Consider the following 17,833-nt stretch of genomic DNA (forward strand, 5'->3'; position numbering starts at 1 on the left):
GAAACGGCACCATTTCCGATACACATAAAAAGGCCGTCTGAAAACGGGCAACAATCGTTTTCAGACGGCCTTCTCCTCCGGCAGGCACCCCGGTCAGGCGTTCAGTTTCCGCGCCAGCTCGGCCAATCTGCGCCCCTGTGCAAACGCCAGCCCGGCCTCTTCTTCCGTCAGCCCACTCCGTCCGGCCGCACCGGCCACATGGCTGGCGCCGTAAGGCGTACCGCCGCTTTGGGTGCGGTTCAGCGCAGCTTCGGTATAAGGCAGGCCGCACAGCAGCATACCGTGGTGCAACAGCGGCAGTGCCATTGTCAGCAGCGTCGATTCCTGCCCGCCGTGCTGGCTGGCGGAGCTGGTAAACACGGCGGCGGGCTTGCCGATTAAATCGCCGGACAGCCATTGCGGCATGGTGCCGTCGATAAAATACTTCACCGCAGCGGCCATATTGCCGAAACGGGTGGGACTGCCCAAAGCCAGCGCCGCACAGTTTTGCAGATCTTCGGCCGTGCAGTAGGGCGCGCCCTCGTCCGGCACACTGCCCGCCACCGCCTCGCACACGGCCGATACCGGCGGCACGGTACGCAGCACCGCTTCACAGTTTTCCACGCTTTCGACGCCGCGCGCCATACGCTGCGCCAGCGCACGTACGCTGCCGTGCAGCGAATAATACACAATCAAAACAGGCAGGACTTTTTGGCTCATGATGGTAATTCCGTTACAATACCGGCTGTCGAAAAACAGCCAAAGAAAGGCAGAATATGCTGAAAAACGCCCGCCTGCAAGCCTGGCGGCAATCGCGCCTGTTCGGATTCGCGCTGTTTCTGCTGCGCCGCTTCAACGAAGTGGGCGTACCGCAGGTATCCGCCAGCCTCACGTTTACCACCCTGCTCGCGCTGGTGCCGATTTTTACCGTGGCACTGGTCGTGGTTTCGGCCTTCCCCGTTTTCGGCGACTTTTCCGCCGCCGTGATGTCGTTTATCCAGTCCACACTGGTACCCAGCGGTGCCGATACCGTACTGGCCTATCTGGAAACCTTCAAAAACAAAGCCAGCAACCTGACCGTCATCGGCATCATCTTTCTCGGCATCACCTCGCTGATGCTGATCCAGACCATAGACCAAACCTTCAACCGCATTTGGCGCGTCGAAAACCGCCGCCCGCTGTGGCTGCAATTTTTGGTTTACTGGGCACTGCTGACTTTCGGCCCGCTGGCTTTGGGCATCAGCCTAAGCATATGGGGTCTGCTGCTCAATTACAGCCGCATCGGCGAGTTGCCGTTTTTTCTGGGACAGCTGTTCAGCGCGGCCAGCTCGGTACTGCTCAACACCGCCATCCTCTGGCTGCTTTACCGCCTGGTACCCAACCGCTACGTCCCCGCCAAACACGCTCTCGCCGGCGCACTGTTTACCGCCGTTCTGCTGGAAGCCGCGCGGCGCGGTTTTGCCTATTATGTCGGCAATTTCAACAGCTACGAACTGATTTACGGCGCATTTGCCGCCATTCCGGTTTTCCTCATCTGGCTGAACCTGCTGTGGACCATCCTGCTGACCGGTGCCGTACTCACCGCCTCGCTCTCCTATTGGCGCGGCGATGCTTTCCGCCGCAAAAACACCGCCGCCCGCCTCGATGATGTGTTGCAGGTTCTGATTCTGCTCCACCGCGCCCAACAAGACGGCCGCGCGCTGCACGTTCAGGATTTCCGCAACCACATCAATATGGGCTACGACGGCCTGGGCGATCTGCTCGACCGTCTCGCCCGCACCGGTTATACCTATCACGGCAAACAGGGCTGGGTTTTGAAGACGGCCGCCGACCAAATCAGACTCGACACACTGTTCCGCGAATTTGTCTACCGCCCACAGACAGACAACACCATCAACCGTGCCGTCGGCCGAATGACCGCCCCCTGCCTGGACACGCTCGATTTGTCGCTGGCCGAATTTGAAGCCCGCCTGAACCAAACCGCCGCGGTATAACGGCAGTCGCACAGCATCAATGATAGTGTCGGATTCAAGAATCCGACCTACATCAACCGCCGCATAACGGCAGCCCTAACAAAGCAGAGGCCGTCTGAAACCCCGTGGTTTGGAATGGATAATATTGAATACGTAAGCCTGTGATAAAGCCGTCTGAAAACCGCAGATACGGTTTTCAGACGGCATTTTTGTGTGGAAAGGTTTTTTTAAGGTAGGTCGGATTCTTGAATCCGACAAAAAGTGGTGGGTGGTGCAGTTGATATAGACAGGGTGTCGGATATAAATATCCGACCTACGGTTTGGCTGATACAGGCAGGATACTGAATCCGACATCGTTTGATACCGTTCGACATGGCCGGATAGGCTGCCGAATCCGATGGGACAGGTCATGGTTGCGCCATGACGGGCGGATACGGGCAGAATGGAATTTCTTTCGAGCAGTCATGGCTGAGGCCGTCTGAAAACGGGGCGGATATTCATATCCAACACCCTGTCTATATCAACTGCACCGCTGTCGGATTCCGGAATCCGGCCGACATCCAGCCATATTTCAACTTTCAACCACCCCGAAAAGCGTCAAACCTGCGCGTCCAGCCAATCGTCCCGCGCGGTTTTGGCACGCTCGAAATAGCGGTACAGCGCGGCCGAATCGGCCGTTTCCAGCAGCGTGCGCACAGATTCCAGTTCGCGGATATGCCCGGCCAGCAACGCCGAAACGTCCTGCCGGTTGGCCAGACAAATATCGCGCCAGATAGCGGGGTGGCTCGAAGCGATGCGGGTAAAATCGCGGAAACCCGAGGCGGCAAAATCAAGGAAACGCGCACCGTCGGCATGTCCGGCAATCTGATTGACATAGGCAAACGCCAGCACATGCGGCAGATGCGACACGGCGGCAAACACCGCATCATGCTCGGCGGCCGCCATTTCGTACACCTCTGCCCCCACCGCCCGCCACAATCCGGCCACCGTGGCCAATGCACCCTCGTCCTGCGTTTCGTGCGGGCAGAGAATCAGCTTTTTATCCTGATACAGGCCGAACTGTGCAGCCAATGCGCCGTGCCGGTCGGAACCGGCAATCGGGTGGGCGGCCACACACCAGGGCAGATGCTGCGGCAGGCCGTCTGAAAATGCCGCCAGCACCGACTGTTTCGTACTGCCCACATCGCTTACCGGCACGCCCGGCCGCAGCAGTGGTGCCAGACTGCGGCACACGGCGGGCAACGCGGCCACCGGCGTGGCAATCAACACCATATCGGATTGCGCTACCGATTCGGCACAAATCTCTCCGTATGCCCCGTCAATCACGCGCCGCTCCAAAGCGCGCGCCAGATTGGCCGCATCGCAGTCCACCCCGACCACCTGCCGCACCCGTCCCTGCCGTTTCAAATCCAGCACAAACGAACCGCCGATCAGGCCGACCCCGATCAGCGTGATGCGGCCGATGCCCGCCGTTTCCTTCGCCATCACCGTTTTACTTCCATGCTGCGGTAAATTCCTGCCAATGCGCCCCGTCCTGCGCTTTGAGATAATTTTTCAGACGGCGTATTTCCTGCTCGTATTCGTCGGCATCGAGCGCGCCGTTCATCAGGCGGAAACGCAGATACATCAGATAAGTATTGGCCGCGTCGGTTTCGCAGTAATCGCGGATTTCTTTCAGACGGCCTTCATGATAAGCCTGCCACACCCGGCTGCCGTCCATGCCCAATTTGCCGGGGAAGCCGCACAGCTTGGCCATATCGTCCAGCGGCACGGCGGCACGCGGCTGATAAAGCGCGAGCAGGTCCATCAAATCGCAGTGGCGGTGGTGGTAGCGGCTGATGTAGTTGTTCCACTTGAAATCGCGGCTGTCGCCGAAATCGCCCTCGCCCATATCCCAATAGCGCGCGGCCGCAATACCGTGAATCAGCGCGCGGTAGTGCAGAACCGGCAAATCGAAACCGCCGCCGTTCCAGCTCACCAGCTGCGGCGTGTGCGTTTCCACCAGCTCGAAAAATTTGGCAATCACGGTTTCTTCGCTATCGTCCGTACTGCCTATGGTGCCGACATGGATTTTTTCCGCCCCCCAGCGCATACAGCACGAAACCGCCACCACCTTGTGCAGATGCAGCGGCATAAAATCGCTGCCGTTTTGCGCGCGGCGTTTCTGCTGCGCAAACAGCACCGCTTCACCGTCGTCCACCGTTTGGGGCAGGTTGTAAAGGGTTCGGATACCCGCCGCGTCGGGTACGGTTTCAATATCGAAAGCAAGAATCGGCATCATGGCATATCGTCCGCAAACAGATGCCGCATTGTGCATCAAGCGGGCGGCTTTGTCATGCATATACCGCACACCGCAGCCGGAAAACCCTGCCGCAAACTTGGTCGGCGGCACGCTTTGGGGCATAATGCCGCCGTTATCGCAACAGGAACCGTTATGAAACCCACCCCCCTCCTGCTGGCCGCACTCTGTCTGCCGCTGGCCGCCTGCGGCAAACCCGCCGCCGACACCAACGCCGAGCGAACCATACGCGCCAAACTCGAAAAAGCCTATGCCGGCCAAAACCTGAGCGTATCCTCGGTACAGAAAACCCCTGCCGCCGGCCTGTACGAAGTCGTGCTCGGCGGCAGACAAATCGTCTATACCGATGCCAAAGCCGATTACCTGCTGGTCGGCGAAATGATCGACATCGCCAACAAAACCAACCTCACCGAAGCGCGCAGCGAAGAACTGAACAAAATCGACTTTGCCGCCCTGCCGCTGGACAAAGCCATCAAAGAAGTACGCGGCAAAGGAGAACTGAAAGTCGCCGTCTTCTCTGATCCCGACTGCCCGTTCTGCCGCAAACTGGAAGCCGAGTTCGCCAAAACCGACAACCTCACCATCTACACCTTCCTGATGCCCATCAGCAGCCTGCACCCGCAGGCCGCCGCCAAATCCGTCCGGATATGGTGCCAGCCCGACCACACCGCCGCCTGGCTCAAATGGATGCGCGAAGGGCAAATGCCGCCCGCTGTGGCCGAATGCCCCAACCCCGTGGCCGACACCACCGCCTTGGGTGAACAGCTCGGCTTCAACGGCACGCCCACCCTCATCTTCCCCAACGGCCGCACCCAGGCAGGCTTTATGCCGCTGCCGCAGCTGATGGAAACCATCAGGGAAAACCAATAAACCGCCCCATTTGTCTGCACAACGGCTTTTCAGACGGCCTGACCGCCATACCCGCAGGAGAAACCGTACCGGATATTCCCGCCCGGCAATCCCGAAAACCGCAGGTCGGATATTCCTATCCGACACCCTGCTGCACTGCTGCGCCGCTTCTGTCGGATTCAAGAATCCGACCTACATCAAGCTGCCGTTTTCAGACGGCCTGACCATGTCGCGGGCAAAATCTACCCGACATTCCACCTGAAACCGTAGGTCGGATATTTATATCCGACACCCTGCTGCACCGCTGCGCCGCTTCTGTCGGATTCAAGAATCCGACCTACATCAAGCTGCCGTTTTCAGACGGCCTGCCGATACTCCGCCCGCCCCGCCGCCGGCCTTTTATGGCATAATACCGCCTCCGGCCGGTCCCCGTCCGTACCGCCCTTTCCCAATATTCGCCAACCGCCTGCCCATAATAAACGATTCCAAGCGCGCGGTTTGACAGGAGTTATCCCATGAACCCATTTTCCGCCCTCGGCCTCGGCAGCGAAATCGTCTCCGCCCTCACCGAACAAGGCTATGAAACCCCCACCCCCATTCAGGCCGCCGCCATTCCCAAAGCACTGGCCGGACACGACCTTCTGGCCGCCGCCCAAACCGGCACCGGCAAAACCGCCGCCTTTATGCTGCCCGCCCTCGAACGCCTCAAACGCTTCGCCAACACCTCCGCCTCCCCCGCCATGCACCCCGTGCGTATGCTCGTACTGACCCCCACGCGCGAGCTGGCCGACCAAATCGATCAAAACGTGCAGGCCTACATCAAAAACCTGCCCCTGCGCCACACCGTCCTCTTCGGCGGCGTGAACATGGACAAACAGACGGCCGATTTGCGCGCCGGCTGCGAAATCGTCGTCGCCACCGTCGGCCGCCTGCTCGACCACGTCAAACAGAAAAACATCCACTTCTCCAAAGTCGAAATCGTTGTCTTGGACGAAGCCGACCGTATGCTCGACATGGGCTTTATCGACGACATCCGCCGCATCATGCAGATGCTGCCCAAACAGCGCCAAACCCTGCTCTTCTCCGCCACCTTTGCCCCGCCGATCCGCAAACTGGCACAAGACTTTATGCACCGGCCCGAACAAATCGAAGTCGCCGCGCAGAACACCGCAAACGCCAATGTCGAACAGCACATGATCGCGGTGGACACCTTCAAAAAACGCCACCTGCTCGAAAGACTGATCGTCGATTTGAATATGAATCAGGTCATCGTGTTCTGCAAAACCAAGCAAAGCGTCGACCAAGTAACCCGCGACCTCCAACGCCGCGGACTCTCCGCCCAGGCCATACACGGCGACAAAACCCAGCAAAACCGCCTCGAAACACTGGCCGCCTTCAAAGAGGGCAGCCTGCGCGTCTTAGTGGCTACCGACGTGGCCGCCCGCGGTCTCGATATTTCCGGCCTGCCCTTCGTCATCAACTACGAACTGCCCACCCAGCCCGAAGACTACGTCCACCGCATCGGCCGCACCGGCCGCGCCGGTGCCGACGGCGTCGCCATCTCCCTGATGGACGAAACCGAGCAGAAGATGTTTGAAGCCATCAAAGAACTGACCGGCAGCGACATCCCCATCGACCGCATCGAAGGCTTCGAACCGCGCTGGTGGCACCAAAACGGCACAGAAAACCGCACCCCGCCCGCCGAAAACGGCGGACGCGCCAACGGCAGCCGCCGCGAACGCCACACCGAAGCGCGCGACAGCAGAAAAGACGCACCGCCCGCCGAATTTGCCCGCATTCCCGGCCGCAGCCGCCACCGCCGCGGCACCCGCACCAAATGCGCATTGGTCCAACCCAACTTCGGCGTACGCTGACCCATAAAAAAGGCCGTCTGAAACGGACAGCAGGCTTCTGCCACGTTTCAGACGGCCTTTTTTACCGCATATACATTCCGCCCGCACCTTAATTATCCGAAAAATTATCCGCTTCCTTCCCCCCGTAGGCAGGATACTCGTATCCGAGACCGCCACTCCCGTAGGTCGGAGACTTATATCCGACAACACCACCCGCCAGCCCGAACAGACAGCCACTCCCGTAGGTCGGATACTCGTATCCGACACTACTGCACCCGCCAACCCGCCACACCTGAACAGACAGTCGGATACAAGTATCCGGCCTACCGTTGGCACACCCGCCTCGAACCGCCCCGATGCCGTCTGAAAACCGCGCGGTGCGCCGCTTCTGCGAAGCTAAAACAAACGAAATACGTTTCTGTGAAGCCCAAACAGGAAAAGCGGATTTCCGCACAACCAAACCGGCAGAGCAGATTGCACAACTAAGAACACCCCCAAAAAAAACGTAGGTCGGATACTTGTATCCGACCTACGCCGCCCGCTCCGCCGTTCAGGTCAAAATACCCGCTTCCGATCCGCATAACACGGTTCCGCCCGTCCAACCCGCCGCGTTATTTCCTTTCAATAATCATGTAATTTAACTAAAAAAAATCATAATAAATAATCCAAAAAATATTTCGTAAAATTTAAGTAAAAACTCTAAATTTTTTTGCCGAAATACTATGTCTCTAAACCGCAACAACATCAATATTTATAAAAATATTAAAAAACATATACTTATAGTTATATAGGGGGGGGGGGTAACACAGTCCAACTTTTTATCAATAATTGTTAATCCGAGAAAGATAACTCAACTTTATCGCTATAATCGCGCTGCATAAGTACGATTCCATCATTCCGATGGCGTTTTTTGTGCGAAACCAAGGAGAGTAAGAAGCATGCTTCCCTGCTCTGTATTAACTCAATAAGAAAGTGTCAATATGAATACTCAGCTGAAAATTTTGAGCGCAGGTATTCTGTCCGTTGCTTTGGCCGGCTGCGCAACAGGCGCCAAAGAACAATGGCAGAACTTCACCACCCGACCCGTCGTTTCCCAAGTAGCGGAAAACGATGCCGCACTGGTGTTCTACCGTGATAACACAGGCAGCGACAAAACCGCCGTCAATATCATCATCAACGGCGAATACATGACTTCACTGCAGCAAAACGGTTTCTCCCAAATCACCACCTGCGCCCTGCCGCAGCGTATCGGCGCTTTCGTAACCGGTACCGACAACCAGTACCTGCGCAAAGCCGGTCAAGGCAGCTTCTTTAATCCTGCCGCCGGTCAGGCTTCCTACTTCCGCGTCAGCGTCGGCGCAGACGGCCAAGCCGTCCTGACAGCCGTCGATGCCGATACCGCACGCGCCCAAATCGATACCGCCAAGTTCCAAAGCAATACCCTCCAACGTGTCGATAAGGCCTCAACCTGTGTAGACCGCAGACAGCCCCGTACCTACACCCTCGATGCCTCCGCACTGTTCCAGTTCGACCAGTCCGCTCCCGCCAATATCCTCCCCGACGGCCGTGAGGAAATCGCCGCCATCGCACGCGATATCCGCGAGTATCCCGTAACCATCCGTGCCATCGAAGTCGTCGGCCATACCGACCCGCAGGGCGATGCCGCATATAACCAGCGCCTCTCCGCCGCACGTGCGCAAACCGTCGGCAATCTGCTGGTACAGGCCGGTGCACCCGCCTCTCTCATCCATGCCCGCGGTGTGGGTGAAACCCAGCCCGTTGTCGCCGATTGCGCCCTGCGCCATAAAGGCAACCGCGAGGCCGTCAATGCCTGCAACCAACCCAACCGCCGTGTCGAAGTCAAGCTGCACGCGCAACAGTAATTTTTTGAACGGAGTATGATTGAATGTCTAAAAACATTACTTTGAAAGTAAACAGCGCCAAGGAAACTTTGGACACCCTGCAGTTCAATACTGCCGGCAATCAGGCCGTACGTGTCAAAGCCCAGCCCAATGTCAATTACGAGCTGACCGACGAAGCCACCGGCTTCGGCCCGGAAAACATTATGACCCAGCGTTCCGGCAATGATCTGCATATCGCTTTCGAAGGCAGCGATATTGCCCAGCCGGATCTGATTATCGAGGGTTATTACGATCAGGATAATACCAATCTGCTGATCGGCCGGCATGAAAACGGCAATTTCTATCCCTATGTCCCCGAAAGCGGTCAAACTGCCGATGCGGTCAGCATGTTGGCCGACCATGTCGCCGCCGGTCAGGCTTTGGGCGGCAATCCGGTAACCTCTCCCCTGTGGGTGTTTAATCCGTTGTGGCTGCTGGCCCTGCTGCCCATCGCCGGTGCCATTGCCGCCATTTCAGGCGGCAGCGGCGATAAAGCCGCCCCGAAAACCGCCGCTCCGACTGTAACGGTAACCAACACCGATACCGACGGCGACGGCACACCGGACAAAACCACCATCAGCGGCAAAACCGAGCCGGATGCGGATGTAACCGTCAAATTACCGGACGGCTCAACCGTTACCACCAAAGCGGACAAAAACGGCAACTACACCGTAGATACTCCGAATCCGCTGAAAGACGGCGATAAAGTGACCGTCGTGGCCAAAGCCCCGGGCAAAGATGCCTCTGACCCGACCGAAGGTACCGTACCTGCTCAGCCGGACACCACTGCTGACACCCCTGATGTGGTTGCCAACGATGACGGCTCTGTAACCGTGACGCCAGGCGATGACAATGTAACCAACAAAGTGGATTACACTGACGAAGACGGCAACAACCAAACCATCACCGCCAAAAAAGGTGATGACAACACTTGGACGGCAACCGACAAAGACGGCAACCCAATCCCAACCGCACCGGATGCCAACAACCCAAGCAAACCTTGGATTGACCCGAACACCGGCAAAATCACCCTGCCACCAGAAGCAGTGAAAGACGGCAGTGATGTTACTGCCACCGCGACTGATAAAGCAGGTAATGAGGCGAAAGACCAAGACACCGCTAAAAACGACCCGAAAAATGCCAAAGTCGTTTTTGAAGACAAAGACGGTGACGGCAACAACGACAACATCGTAACCGAAACCCCGAAAAGCGAAGGCGAAACCTTAAAAACCACCATCAAGCTGGACAACAACAACGGTGTGGACAACTTGGTTATCGGCATCAACGGTCAGGTAGACGGTGATGATTTTGATTTGACCGGCGTAACCTTCACCAACGGCGTAACCTCAAATGGCGACGGTACGGTCAATGTGCCTGCCGGCGTAACTGAGTTTGATGTGATTGTTCCGGTGAAAGCCGACCAAACCACCGAAGGCAATGAAACCGGTAAAGTGGCAGTAGGCAACCCGGGCGACGGCTCTGTCGTGGAAGGTAATGAATTTACCATCACAGACAGCTCAACCACCCCAGCCCAACCGCAGCCGAAAGCCGAACAGCCTTCTGTTACGCCGTCTGATAACGACGGTTCGGTAACGGTAACCCCGGGCAACGGCAATAACGGCGGTACCATCAGCTACACCGGCGAAGACGATAGCGACAACACCATCACCACCAAAAAAGGTGATAACGGTCAATGGACGGCTACCGACCAAGACGGTAACGACCTGCCGACACAAGCAGATCCGAACAATCCGAACAAACCTTGGATTGACCCGACTACCGGCGTGGTAACCATTCCGCAAGATGCAGTTAAAGACGGCTCTGATGTAACAGCCAAAGGTAAAGAAGACGGCAAAACCGATTCTGACCCTAAAACAGGCACAGCAGGCGAAGACAGCAAAGATGCCAAAGTCATCTTTGAAGACAAAGACAACGACGGTCAAAACGACAACATCGTAACCACCACCCCGAAAAACGAAGGCGAGAACTTGGTAACGACCATCAAGCTCACCAACGACAACGGTGTGGACAACTTGGCAGTCGGCATCACAGCCGCTTCACAAGTGGACGGCGATGACTTTGACACCGATAATGTTACCTACACCGCTTACGACAAAGACGGCAACGAAGTACCAAACGGCATCACCAAAAATGCAGATGGCACAGTCAATGTTGCCAAAGGCGTTGCCAGCTTCACCGTCAGCGTCCCTGTAACCGAGGACAACGAAACCGAAGGCAACGAGACTGGTAAAGTAGCTGTTGGCAACCCAGACGGCACAGTGGCAGAAGGCAATGAGTTTACTATCAATGACACTTCAACCACCCCAGCCCAACCGCAACCGAAAGCCGAACAGCCAACGGTTGACCCTGTGCCAAATACAGGCTCTGTAACCGTTACTCCAGGCAACGGCAACGACACCGTGGAAATCACTTTCACTGGTGAAGATGAGCAGCCGAAGACAGTTACAGTAACCAAAGGCAGCAATGGTGAATGGACAGTTACTGATCCAAACAATACCGGTGCAACGGTTGATCCAACCACTGGTAAAGTAACCATCCCACAAGATAGCATCAAAGACAACTCTGATGTTTCTGCCAAAGGTAAAGAAGACGGCAAAACCGATTCTGACCCTAAAACAGGCACAGCAGGCGAAGACAGCAAAGATGCCAAAGTCATCTTTGAAGACAAAGACAACGACGGTCAAAACGACAACATCGTAACCACCACCCCGAAAAACGAAGGCGAGAACTTGGTAACGACCATCAAGCTCACCAACAACAACGGTGTGGACAACTTGGCAGTCGGCATCACAGCCGCTTCACAAGTGGACGGTGATGACTTTGACACCGACAATGTTACTTACACCGCTTACGACAAAGACGGCAACGAAGTACCAAACGGCATCACCAAAAATGCAGATGGCACAGTCAATGTTGCCAAAGGCGTTGCCAGCTTCACCGTCAGCGTCCCTGTAACCGAGGACAACGAAACCGAAGGCAACGAAACCGGTAAAGTAGCTGTTGGCAACCCAGACGGCACAGTGGCAGAAGGCAATGAGTTTACTATCAATGATACTTCAACCACCCCAGCCCAACCGCAGCCGAAAGCCGAACAGCCAACGGTTGACCCTGTGCCAAATACAGGCTCTGTAACCGTGACTCCAGGCAACGGCAACGACACCGTGGAAATCACTTTCACTGGTGAAGACGAGCAGCCGAAGACAGTTACAGTAACCAAAGGTAGCAATGGTGAATGGACAGTTACTGATCCAAACAATACTGGTGCAACGGTTGATCCAACCACTGGTAAAGTAACCATCCCACAAGATAGCATCAAAGATAACTCTGATGTTTCTGCCAAAGGTAAAGAAGACGGCAAAACCGACTCTGACCCTAAAACAGGCACCGCAGGCGAAGACAGCAAAGATGCCAAAGTCATCTTTGAAGACAAAGACAACGACGGCAACAACGACAACATCGTAACCACCACCCCGAAAAACGAAGGCGAGAACTTGGTAACGACCATCAAGCTCACCAACAACAACGGTGTGGACAACTTGGCAGTCGGCATCACAGCCGCTTCACAAGTGGACGGTGATGACTTTGACACCGACAATGTTACTTACACCGCTTACGACAAAGACGGCAACGAAGTACCAAACGGCATCACCAAAAATGCAGATGGCACAGTCAATGTTGCCAAAGGCGTTGCCAGCTTCACCGTCAGCGTCCCTGTAACCGAGGACAACGAAACCGAAGGCAACGAAACCGGTAAAGTAGCTGTTGGCAACCCAGACGGCACAGTGGTAGAAGGCAATGAGTTTACCATCAACGACACCTCAACCGCCCCTGCAGATCCGGCAACCAGCTTCACCTTGGGCTTGACCGACAACTTAACCGATGAAAACGACCCGAACCGCTTCCCAATCAACGGCAGAACCGAAGCCTATGCCTACTATGAAGGCGGCAATACCAACAAATATATCGGTGAGATTGCCAACGCCAGCGGCGATACGGCATTAAGCCGCGACACAGGCTTGACCAACGATCCGAACATCACCTTGATTGTGAACTTGGACAAACCGTTGGCAGCAGGTCAAGAGTTGGTGGTTACCCGCTACACAATGGTGAACGGTCAGCGTACCAACCCGGAAGATGTCAGCAGCAAATTGAGCGCTGTCGCCAACACCCCGGGGCAATACTCAATGCGTGATGACCTGACCAAAACCTACGGCACGGATTATCAATATGAAGTCGTGCTGAAAACCAACGGCGTGGCAGGCACACCAAAAACCTACGACTTCCGCCTGGATACCGAAGTGGAAGCAATGGAAGTTACCAAAGCCAACTTCGCCAACGGCAATGCCGAAATCGAGCTGACCGCCCGCGGCAACTCGGAAAAAGGTGCGACCATCTACGGTATGTGGGAATCAGGCGGCAGCCAGCAGTATGTCCAGTTCACCGAAACCAACGGTGTCTACACGGCAAACCTGCAAGGCTTCAACTACAAAGATGCCAAAGGCCTGCAAATCATCACCGTGGATGCGGCGGGTAATATCCTGACCCAAAAAACCAACTTTATCCGCAACCTGTTCAGCGAGTACAACGACCAATTAGGTCCGGATACCACGCAGAGCAACCTAATCAACAACGGTGGCTATGACGATGCAAACCGCATTGCAGGTCGTCAAGGCGTGGCAGGCTCGCCAAACGGCGTAGTAACCACAGACGGCAACGATGCCTTGATTATCGGCTTGGATCAGTTCGGCAATATGGGCTTCCTAAACGGCTCATTGGCTGATGAAGGCGGTGTGGCAAACCCACGCGTCAACAACATCAACACCGGTGCAGGCGACGACTTTATCCTAGTCCGTGGTGCATACCAAGGCTTTGAAAGAGATGCCGAAATCAATATGGGCGAAGGTAACGACAAATTCCAAGTCAACCACGCCGTATTAGGCTCAATGGCAAATCCGAAACTCCGCCTGAATATGGGTGAAGGCAACAATGTTATGGTCTTCAAAGAGTACATCGGTGCGACAATGAACACCATCATCACCGCAGGCAACGGCAACGACACAATGCTGGTCGGCACTAACTGGGACGGTCCGAAAACCGCCAACTTCGGCCACGGCGACAATGTTGTCAATGTCGGCGGCTATATCGTGGGTAACGGTACTCTCGACTTCGGCAACGGCAACGACCAGCTGATCACCGGCGGACACATCGACGACCGCGACTTCACGGTTAATATGGGCGACGGCGACAACTTCCTTCAAGTCGGCGGCAGCTTGGTCGGCGGTAAAGTCATTATGGGCTCAGGCGACGATGTTGCTGTGTTAACGGGTATGGGTGCAACCCACAAACTCACCAGCGACACCGCCGACACCCAATTGATGATGGGTGCAGGTAACGACAGCGTAACCCTCACCGGCGGCTCAGTGCGTGGCTTGGTAGACCTGGGCGACGGCGACGACACATTAAGTGTTGCCACCATCACCAACTCACCAAACGCCAACGAACTCCGCTTCGACGGCGGTGCAGGCAACGACACCATCACCCTCACCGGTGGCGACGAAACCTACACAATGGCACTTATCAAGAACTTTGAAGTAATTGATATGAAAGCCACCGCCACCAAGCAGACCCTGAATGTACGCATCGAAGACATTCTCGCCAACGACAATGTTACCGAGCTGTACATCAAAGGTGGCAACGAAGATGTGGTGAACTTGGGTGGTAACAACGGCGATGCCAACCTGAACGACCGCTTAAACGGCAACAATGTGGTGTGGACGAAGATGGACGCAGCCCAAAAAACCGTGGACGGCATCACCTACGACGCCTACACCGTATCCAGCTCAACCGAGTGGGTATACATCCAACAAGGCGTACAAGTCGTTTAATGTAGGTCGGATACTTGTATCCGACTGGATGCGGTATCCGACTGGTTGCGGTATCCGACTGGATGCGGTATCCGATAACCTCGGTGTCGGATTGAAAAACCCGACCTACCGCAACTCGGATATCCGTATCCGACATTAACGGAACACCATAAACCAAACACCCCCGAAGTTCGGGGGTGTTTTTTTGTAGGTCGGATACTTGTATCCGACATTTACGCTGTATCCGACATTTCCATTTGCCTGCCATCGGTTTTTGATTATGTCTTGTATCCGACATTCACGCCGTATCCCACATTTTCCCGCACGGCAATGTCGGATTTAAAAATCCGACCTACCTATCGTGCGAATTTATCAAACCGTAGGTCGGATACTTGTATCCGACATTATGCAAATTCACATCCAACATAAAAAATGGCAAACCGTTGATAAAAATGTCGGATTTAAAAATCCGACCTACAAATCACCGTGCAAATTCATTATGATATATACATAAAAAAACCGTAGGTCGGATACTTGTATCCGACATTGCATATTTATCATCGGCATTATTATGTCGGATAAAAAAATGTCGGATTTAAAAATCCAACCGACCGACAACCATTCAAAACAAAGGAGACTTCAATGCACTACCGACGGCTCTACCACCAAGGCGGCACTTACTTTTTTACCGTGGTAACGCACAAACGCCAACCGATTTTAACCACCGACACCGTCCGCACCGCTCTGCGACAGGCTGTGATGACTGTCCGTGAACAATACCCCTTTGAAAATGTGGCGTGGGTACTCCTGCCCGACCATATGCACATCATTTGGCGGCTGCCTGACGGCGACGGCAATTTCTCCGAACGCTGGCGGCAAATCAAACGCCGCACCCAATTTCAACTCGGCTCATCGGTCAAACTGTGGCAAAACCGCTTTTGGGAACATCTGATCCGTGATGAAAAAGACTTTGAACACCATTTTGATTACCTGCATTTCAACCCCGTCAAACACGGTTACGCCCAAACCGTTGCCGATTGGCAATTTTCCACCTTTCATCGTTATGTCAAACAAGGGATTTATCCGCACGATTGGGGCGGCGGCACACAGATGGATTGGGAATTTGGCGAATAAATTGCCGATGGGAGATGATGTTACACGCCGTGCAAATGTTGATAAAAAAATGTCGGATTAAAACACCGCCCAAATCGTGCAAATATCGAAAAAAAATGTCGGATTTAAAAATCCGACCTACAAATCACCGTAGGTCGGATACTTGTATCCGACATTTTCCCCACGGATATTGTTGGATTGAAAAACCCGACCAACATTACCGATATTCTACTTGGCTTTTTATAACTTATTGGTTATAATTACCCCAAAAAAGAAATCGCAGGCGGAACAATGTTTACGGTTATTTATGCCCCACAATTTGCCGATTGGCTATCAACACTTGATGATGAAGCATTGGAAGATGTTGAGGCGATGATAGAATTGCTCAAAACATACGGCTACAACTTGGCACGCCCCTACGCCGATACCATCAAAGGCAGTAAATTTAATAACCTTAAAGAATTACGCATACAGCACGATGGCAGACCTTTGCGGGCATTTTTTATCTTCGACCCACTGCGGCAGGCGATTGTCCTGTGCGGTGGCGACAAAACAGGCGATAAACGCTTTTATCAAAAAATGATTCCGCTTGCCGAAAGCATCTATCAATACTATCTTACCCAGTTGGAGCAACCGCAATGAAATTTATCAGCCACGATGACTACATCGCCCGCCTGCCAGCCGACCAGCAGGAGCGTATCCACGCCAAAGCCCAAAAGCTCAAACAGGCATACGAACTGGCACAGCTGCGGCAAAATGCCGAGCTGTCGCAACAGGCACTTGCCGCCAAAATGGGCGTATCGCAAGCCAATATCAGCAAAATTGAAAACGGCGGCGATGTGCAGCTATCCACCCTGCAAAAATATGTCGCAGCCTTGGGCGGCAAACTCGCCATCACCGCCACAATGGCAGACGGCAAAGTGATTGCGATTGTGTAAGTTGGGCTTGCCAATAAACACCGCCTGATTTTGGCGGTGTTTTTTTGCATTGATGCCAAACCGTGGTGAATGTTGGATAAAAAAACATTGCCCAAACCGTGTAAATGTCGGATTTAAAAATCCGACCTACATTGCCAACACCCTTAAAATTACCCGCAACAAGCGGCACATCAAAACCGCATTCTCCAATCTCCAAAGCCCTTTTTCAGACGGCAACACCAATTTCTTTTCTGTTGCTGTTTTGCTATAATTAAGACCATAAAAAAGGTCTTAAAAGGAGTATTTATGCCAAGCATCAGCATTTCCGAATTGAAGAAAAATCCATCGGCAGCGATTTTTGAGGCACAAAATGAGGCAGTAACAGTACTCAACCACAACAAGCCTGCTGCTTATCTGCTGTCGGTTGCCGAATATGAAACCCTGACCGGCAGAGTCCGGCTGGGCAGCCGTATCCGTCAGCGTTTTCAAGAGATTGCCGATGACGGCTTTTTACTGCCCGATCGGGCGGATCTGCCCAGAGGTTATTAATGTATCTAATTGATACCAATGTGATTTCCGAGCTGATGCGTCCTGTGCCGAATGCTGGCGTTTTGGCGTGGCTGGACAGCCATCATCCGCTGTACATCAGCAGCATAACCCAAGCCGAGCTACTGTTTGGGGTATACCGCATGGCGGAGAGCAAACGCAAAACCGCCTATCTTGCCGCCTTGCAGGAAATGTTTGAACAGGATTTCATCGGTCGGATTATCGGTTTTGATACGGCTTGTACCACTGCCTATGCCGAAATCTGCTGCCGTCGTTTTGCCGTGGGCAAACCCATTCATACCGCCGATGCCCAAATCGCCGCCATTGCTTTGACATACGGTATGTGCCTGACAACACGCAACACCAAGGATTTTACCGATATTGACGGTTTGACGCTGATCAATCCTTTTGTTTGAATAAGAGATAGACCCAATCGACTGTGCTCCCCAAACAATCCGCCCGCTCTTAACAACTACATCGCCCGTCTACCAGCCGACCAGCAGGAGCGTATCCACGCC

At 54.3% G+C, this 17,833-nt stretch carries 13 protein-coding genes; 10 read left to right on the top strand and 3 right to left on the bottom strand.

Features of this window, described 5'->3' with window-relative positions; genetic code table 11:
• Positions 1-93 precede the first annotated feature (93 nt).
• Positions 94-699, bottom strand: a complete 606-nt coding sequence (gene wrbA, locus ORY85_RS04685) for an NAD(P)H:quinone oxidoreductase (RefSeq protein ID WP_274571119.1) — start codon at positions 697-699, stop codon at positions 94-96.
• A 56-nt stretch (positions 700-755) separates the two neighbouring features.
• Between wrbA and ORY85_RS04690 the strand changes: the two genes are divergently transcribed.
• Positions 756-1,973: a YihY family inner membrane protein gene (locus ORY85_RS04690; RefSeq protein WP_274571118.1), complete on the top strand. Its 1,218-nt coding sequence runs from the start codon at positions 756-758 to the stop codon at positions 1,971-1,973.
• 576 nt (positions 1,974-2,549) lie between these two features.
• On the opposite strand, the gene ORY85_RS04695 is transcribed toward ORY85_RS04690, so the two are convergent.
• Together ORY85_RS04695 and ORY85_RS04700 are read right to left on the bottom strand one after the other, a co-directional pair.
• A complete protein-coding gene (locus ORY85_RS04695) occupies positions 2,550-3,437 on the bottom strand; it encodes a prephenate dehydrogenase/arogenate dehydrogenase family protein (RefSeq protein WP_274571117.1) in 888 nt (295 codons plus the stop codon).
• 7 nt (positions 3,438-3,444) lie between these two features.
• On the bottom strand, positions 3,445-4,233 hold the full coding sequence (locus ORY85_RS04700; RefSeq protein WP_274571116.1) for a 3'-5' exonuclease: 789 nt from the start codon (positions 4,231-4,233) through the stop codon (positions 3,445-3,447).
• Between the two features lie 135 nt (positions 4,234-4,368).
• Here ORY85_RS04700 and ORY85_RS04705 point away from each other — a divergent pair, with 135 nt between their 5' ends.
• The 9 genes from ORY85_RS04705 to ORY85_RS04745 all read left to right on the top strand — a co-directional run bounded on the left by ORY85_RS04705 (position 4,369) and on the right by ORY85_RS04745 (position 17,731).
• Complete coding sequence (locus ORY85_RS04705) at positions 4,369-5,121, top strand: DsbC family protein (protein ID WP_405030347.1); 753 nt, start codon at positions 4,369-4,371, stop codon at positions 5,119-5,121.
• A gap of 494 nt (positions 5,122-5,615) precedes the next feature.
• Positions 5,616-6,974, top strand: a complete 1,359-nt coding sequence (locus tag ORY85_RS04710) for a DEAD/DEAH box helicase (protein WP_274571114.1) — start codon at positions 5,616-5,618, stop codon at positions 6,972-6,974.
• Positions 6,975-7,933: 959 nt separating this feature from the next.
• Entirely contained in the window at positions 7,934-8,836 is a 903-nt protein-coding gene (locus ORY85_RS04715; protein WP_274571113.1) for an OmpA family protein, read from the top strand.
• Positions 8,837-8,859: 23 nt separating this feature from the next.
• Entirely contained in the window at positions 8,860-14,760 is a 5,901-nt protein-coding gene (locus ORY85_RS04720) for an Ig-like domain-containing protein (RefSeq protein ID WP_338578429.1), read from the top strand.
• Between the two features lie 621 nt (positions 14,761-15,381).
• Positions 15,382-15,873 carry an REP-associated tyrosine transposase gene (locus ORY85_RS04725; protein WP_274571111.1) on the top strand — a complete coding sequence of 164 codons (492 nt, stop codon included), beginning with the start codon at positions 15,382-15,384 and terminating at the stop codon, positions 15,871-15,873.
• 270 nt (positions 15,874-16,143) lie between these two features.
• Positions 16,144-16,494 (top strand): type II toxin-antitoxin system RelE/ParE family toxin, encoded by a 351-nt coding sequence (locus tag ORY85_RS04730; protein ID WP_274571110.1) that lies wholly within the window; start codon positions 16,144-16,146, stop codon positions 16,492-16,494.
• The gene (locus ORY85_RS04735; RefSeq protein WP_274571109.1) at positions 16,491-16,790 is read left to right on the top strand and encodes a helix-turn-helix domain-containing protein; all 300 of its coding nucleotides are present in this window, start codon (positions 16,491-16,493) and stop codon (positions 16,788-16,790) included. The genes ORY85_RS04730 and ORY85_RS04735 overlap by 4 nt, the downstream gene beginning before the upstream one ends.
• A 285-nt stretch (positions 16,791-17,075) precedes the next feature.
• Positions 17,076-17,318, top strand: coding sequence for a type II toxin-antitoxin system Phd/YefM family antitoxin (locus ORY85_RS04740; protein WP_274571108.1), 243 nt, complete (start codon positions 17,076-17,078; stop codon positions 17,316-17,318).
• Complete coding sequence (locus ORY85_RS04745) at positions 17,318-17,731, top strand: type II toxin-antitoxin system VapC family toxin (protein WP_274571107.1); 414 nt, start codon at positions 17,318-17,320, stop codon at positions 17,729-17,731. The genes ORY85_RS04740 and ORY85_RS04745 overlap by 1 nt, the downstream gene beginning before the upstream one ends.
• Positions 17,732-17,833: the final 102 nt, after the last annotated feature.

The sequence above is a fragment of the Neisseria leonii genome (genome assembly GCF_028776105.2).
Classification (GTDB): Bacteria; Pseudomonadota; Gammaproteobacteria; order Burkholderiales; family Neisseriaceae; genus Neisseria; species Neisseria leonii.

Coding starts and splice junctions, on each gene's coding strand:
- ORY85_RS04730 (WP_274571110.1), top strand. CDS start 16,144: ATGTTTACGGTTATTTATGCCCCACAATTTGCCGATTGGCTATCAACA.
- ORY85_RS04720 (WP_338578429.1), top strand. CDS start 8,860: ATGTCTAAAAACATTACTTTGAAAGTAAACAGCGCCAAGGAAACTTTG.
- ORY85_RS04690 (WP_274571118.1), top strand. CDS start 756: ATGCTGAAAAACGCCCGCCTGCAAGCCTGGCGGCAATCGCGCCTGTTC.
- ORY85_RS04745 (WP_274571107.1), top strand. CDS start 17,318: ATGTATCTAATTGATACCAATGTGATTTCCGAGCTGATGCGTCCTGTG.
- ORY85_RS04725 (WP_274571111.1), top strand. CDS start 15,382: ATGCACTACCGACGGCTCTACCACCAAGGCGGCACTTACTTTTTTACC.
- ORY85_RS04715 (WP_274571113.1), top strand. CDS start 7,934: ATGAATACTCAGCTGAAAATTTTGAGCGCAGGTATTCTGTCCGTTGCT.
- ORY85_RS04740 (WP_274571108.1), top strand. CDS start 17,076: ATGCCAAGCATCAGCATTTCCGAATTGAAGAAAAATCCATCGGCAGCG.
- ORY85_RS04700 (WP_274571116.1), bottom strand. CDS start 4,233: ATGATGCCGATTCTTGCTTTCGATATTGAAACCGTACCCGACGCGGCG.
- ORY85_RS04710 (WP_274571114.1), top strand. CDS start 5,616: ATGAACCCATTTTCCGCCCTCGGCCTCGGCAGCGAAATCGTCTCCGCC.
- wrbA (WP_274571119.1), bottom strand. CDS start 699: ATGAGCCAAAAAGTCCTGCCTGTTTTGATTGTGTATTATTCGCTGCAC.
- ORY85_RS04735 (WP_274571109.1), top strand. CDS start 16,491: ATGAAATTTATCAGCCACGATGACTACATCGCCCGCCTGCCAGCCGAC.
- ORY85_RS04695 (WP_274571117.1), bottom strand. CDS start 3,437: ATGGCGAAGGAAACGGCGGGCATCGGCCGCATCACGCTGATCGGGGTC.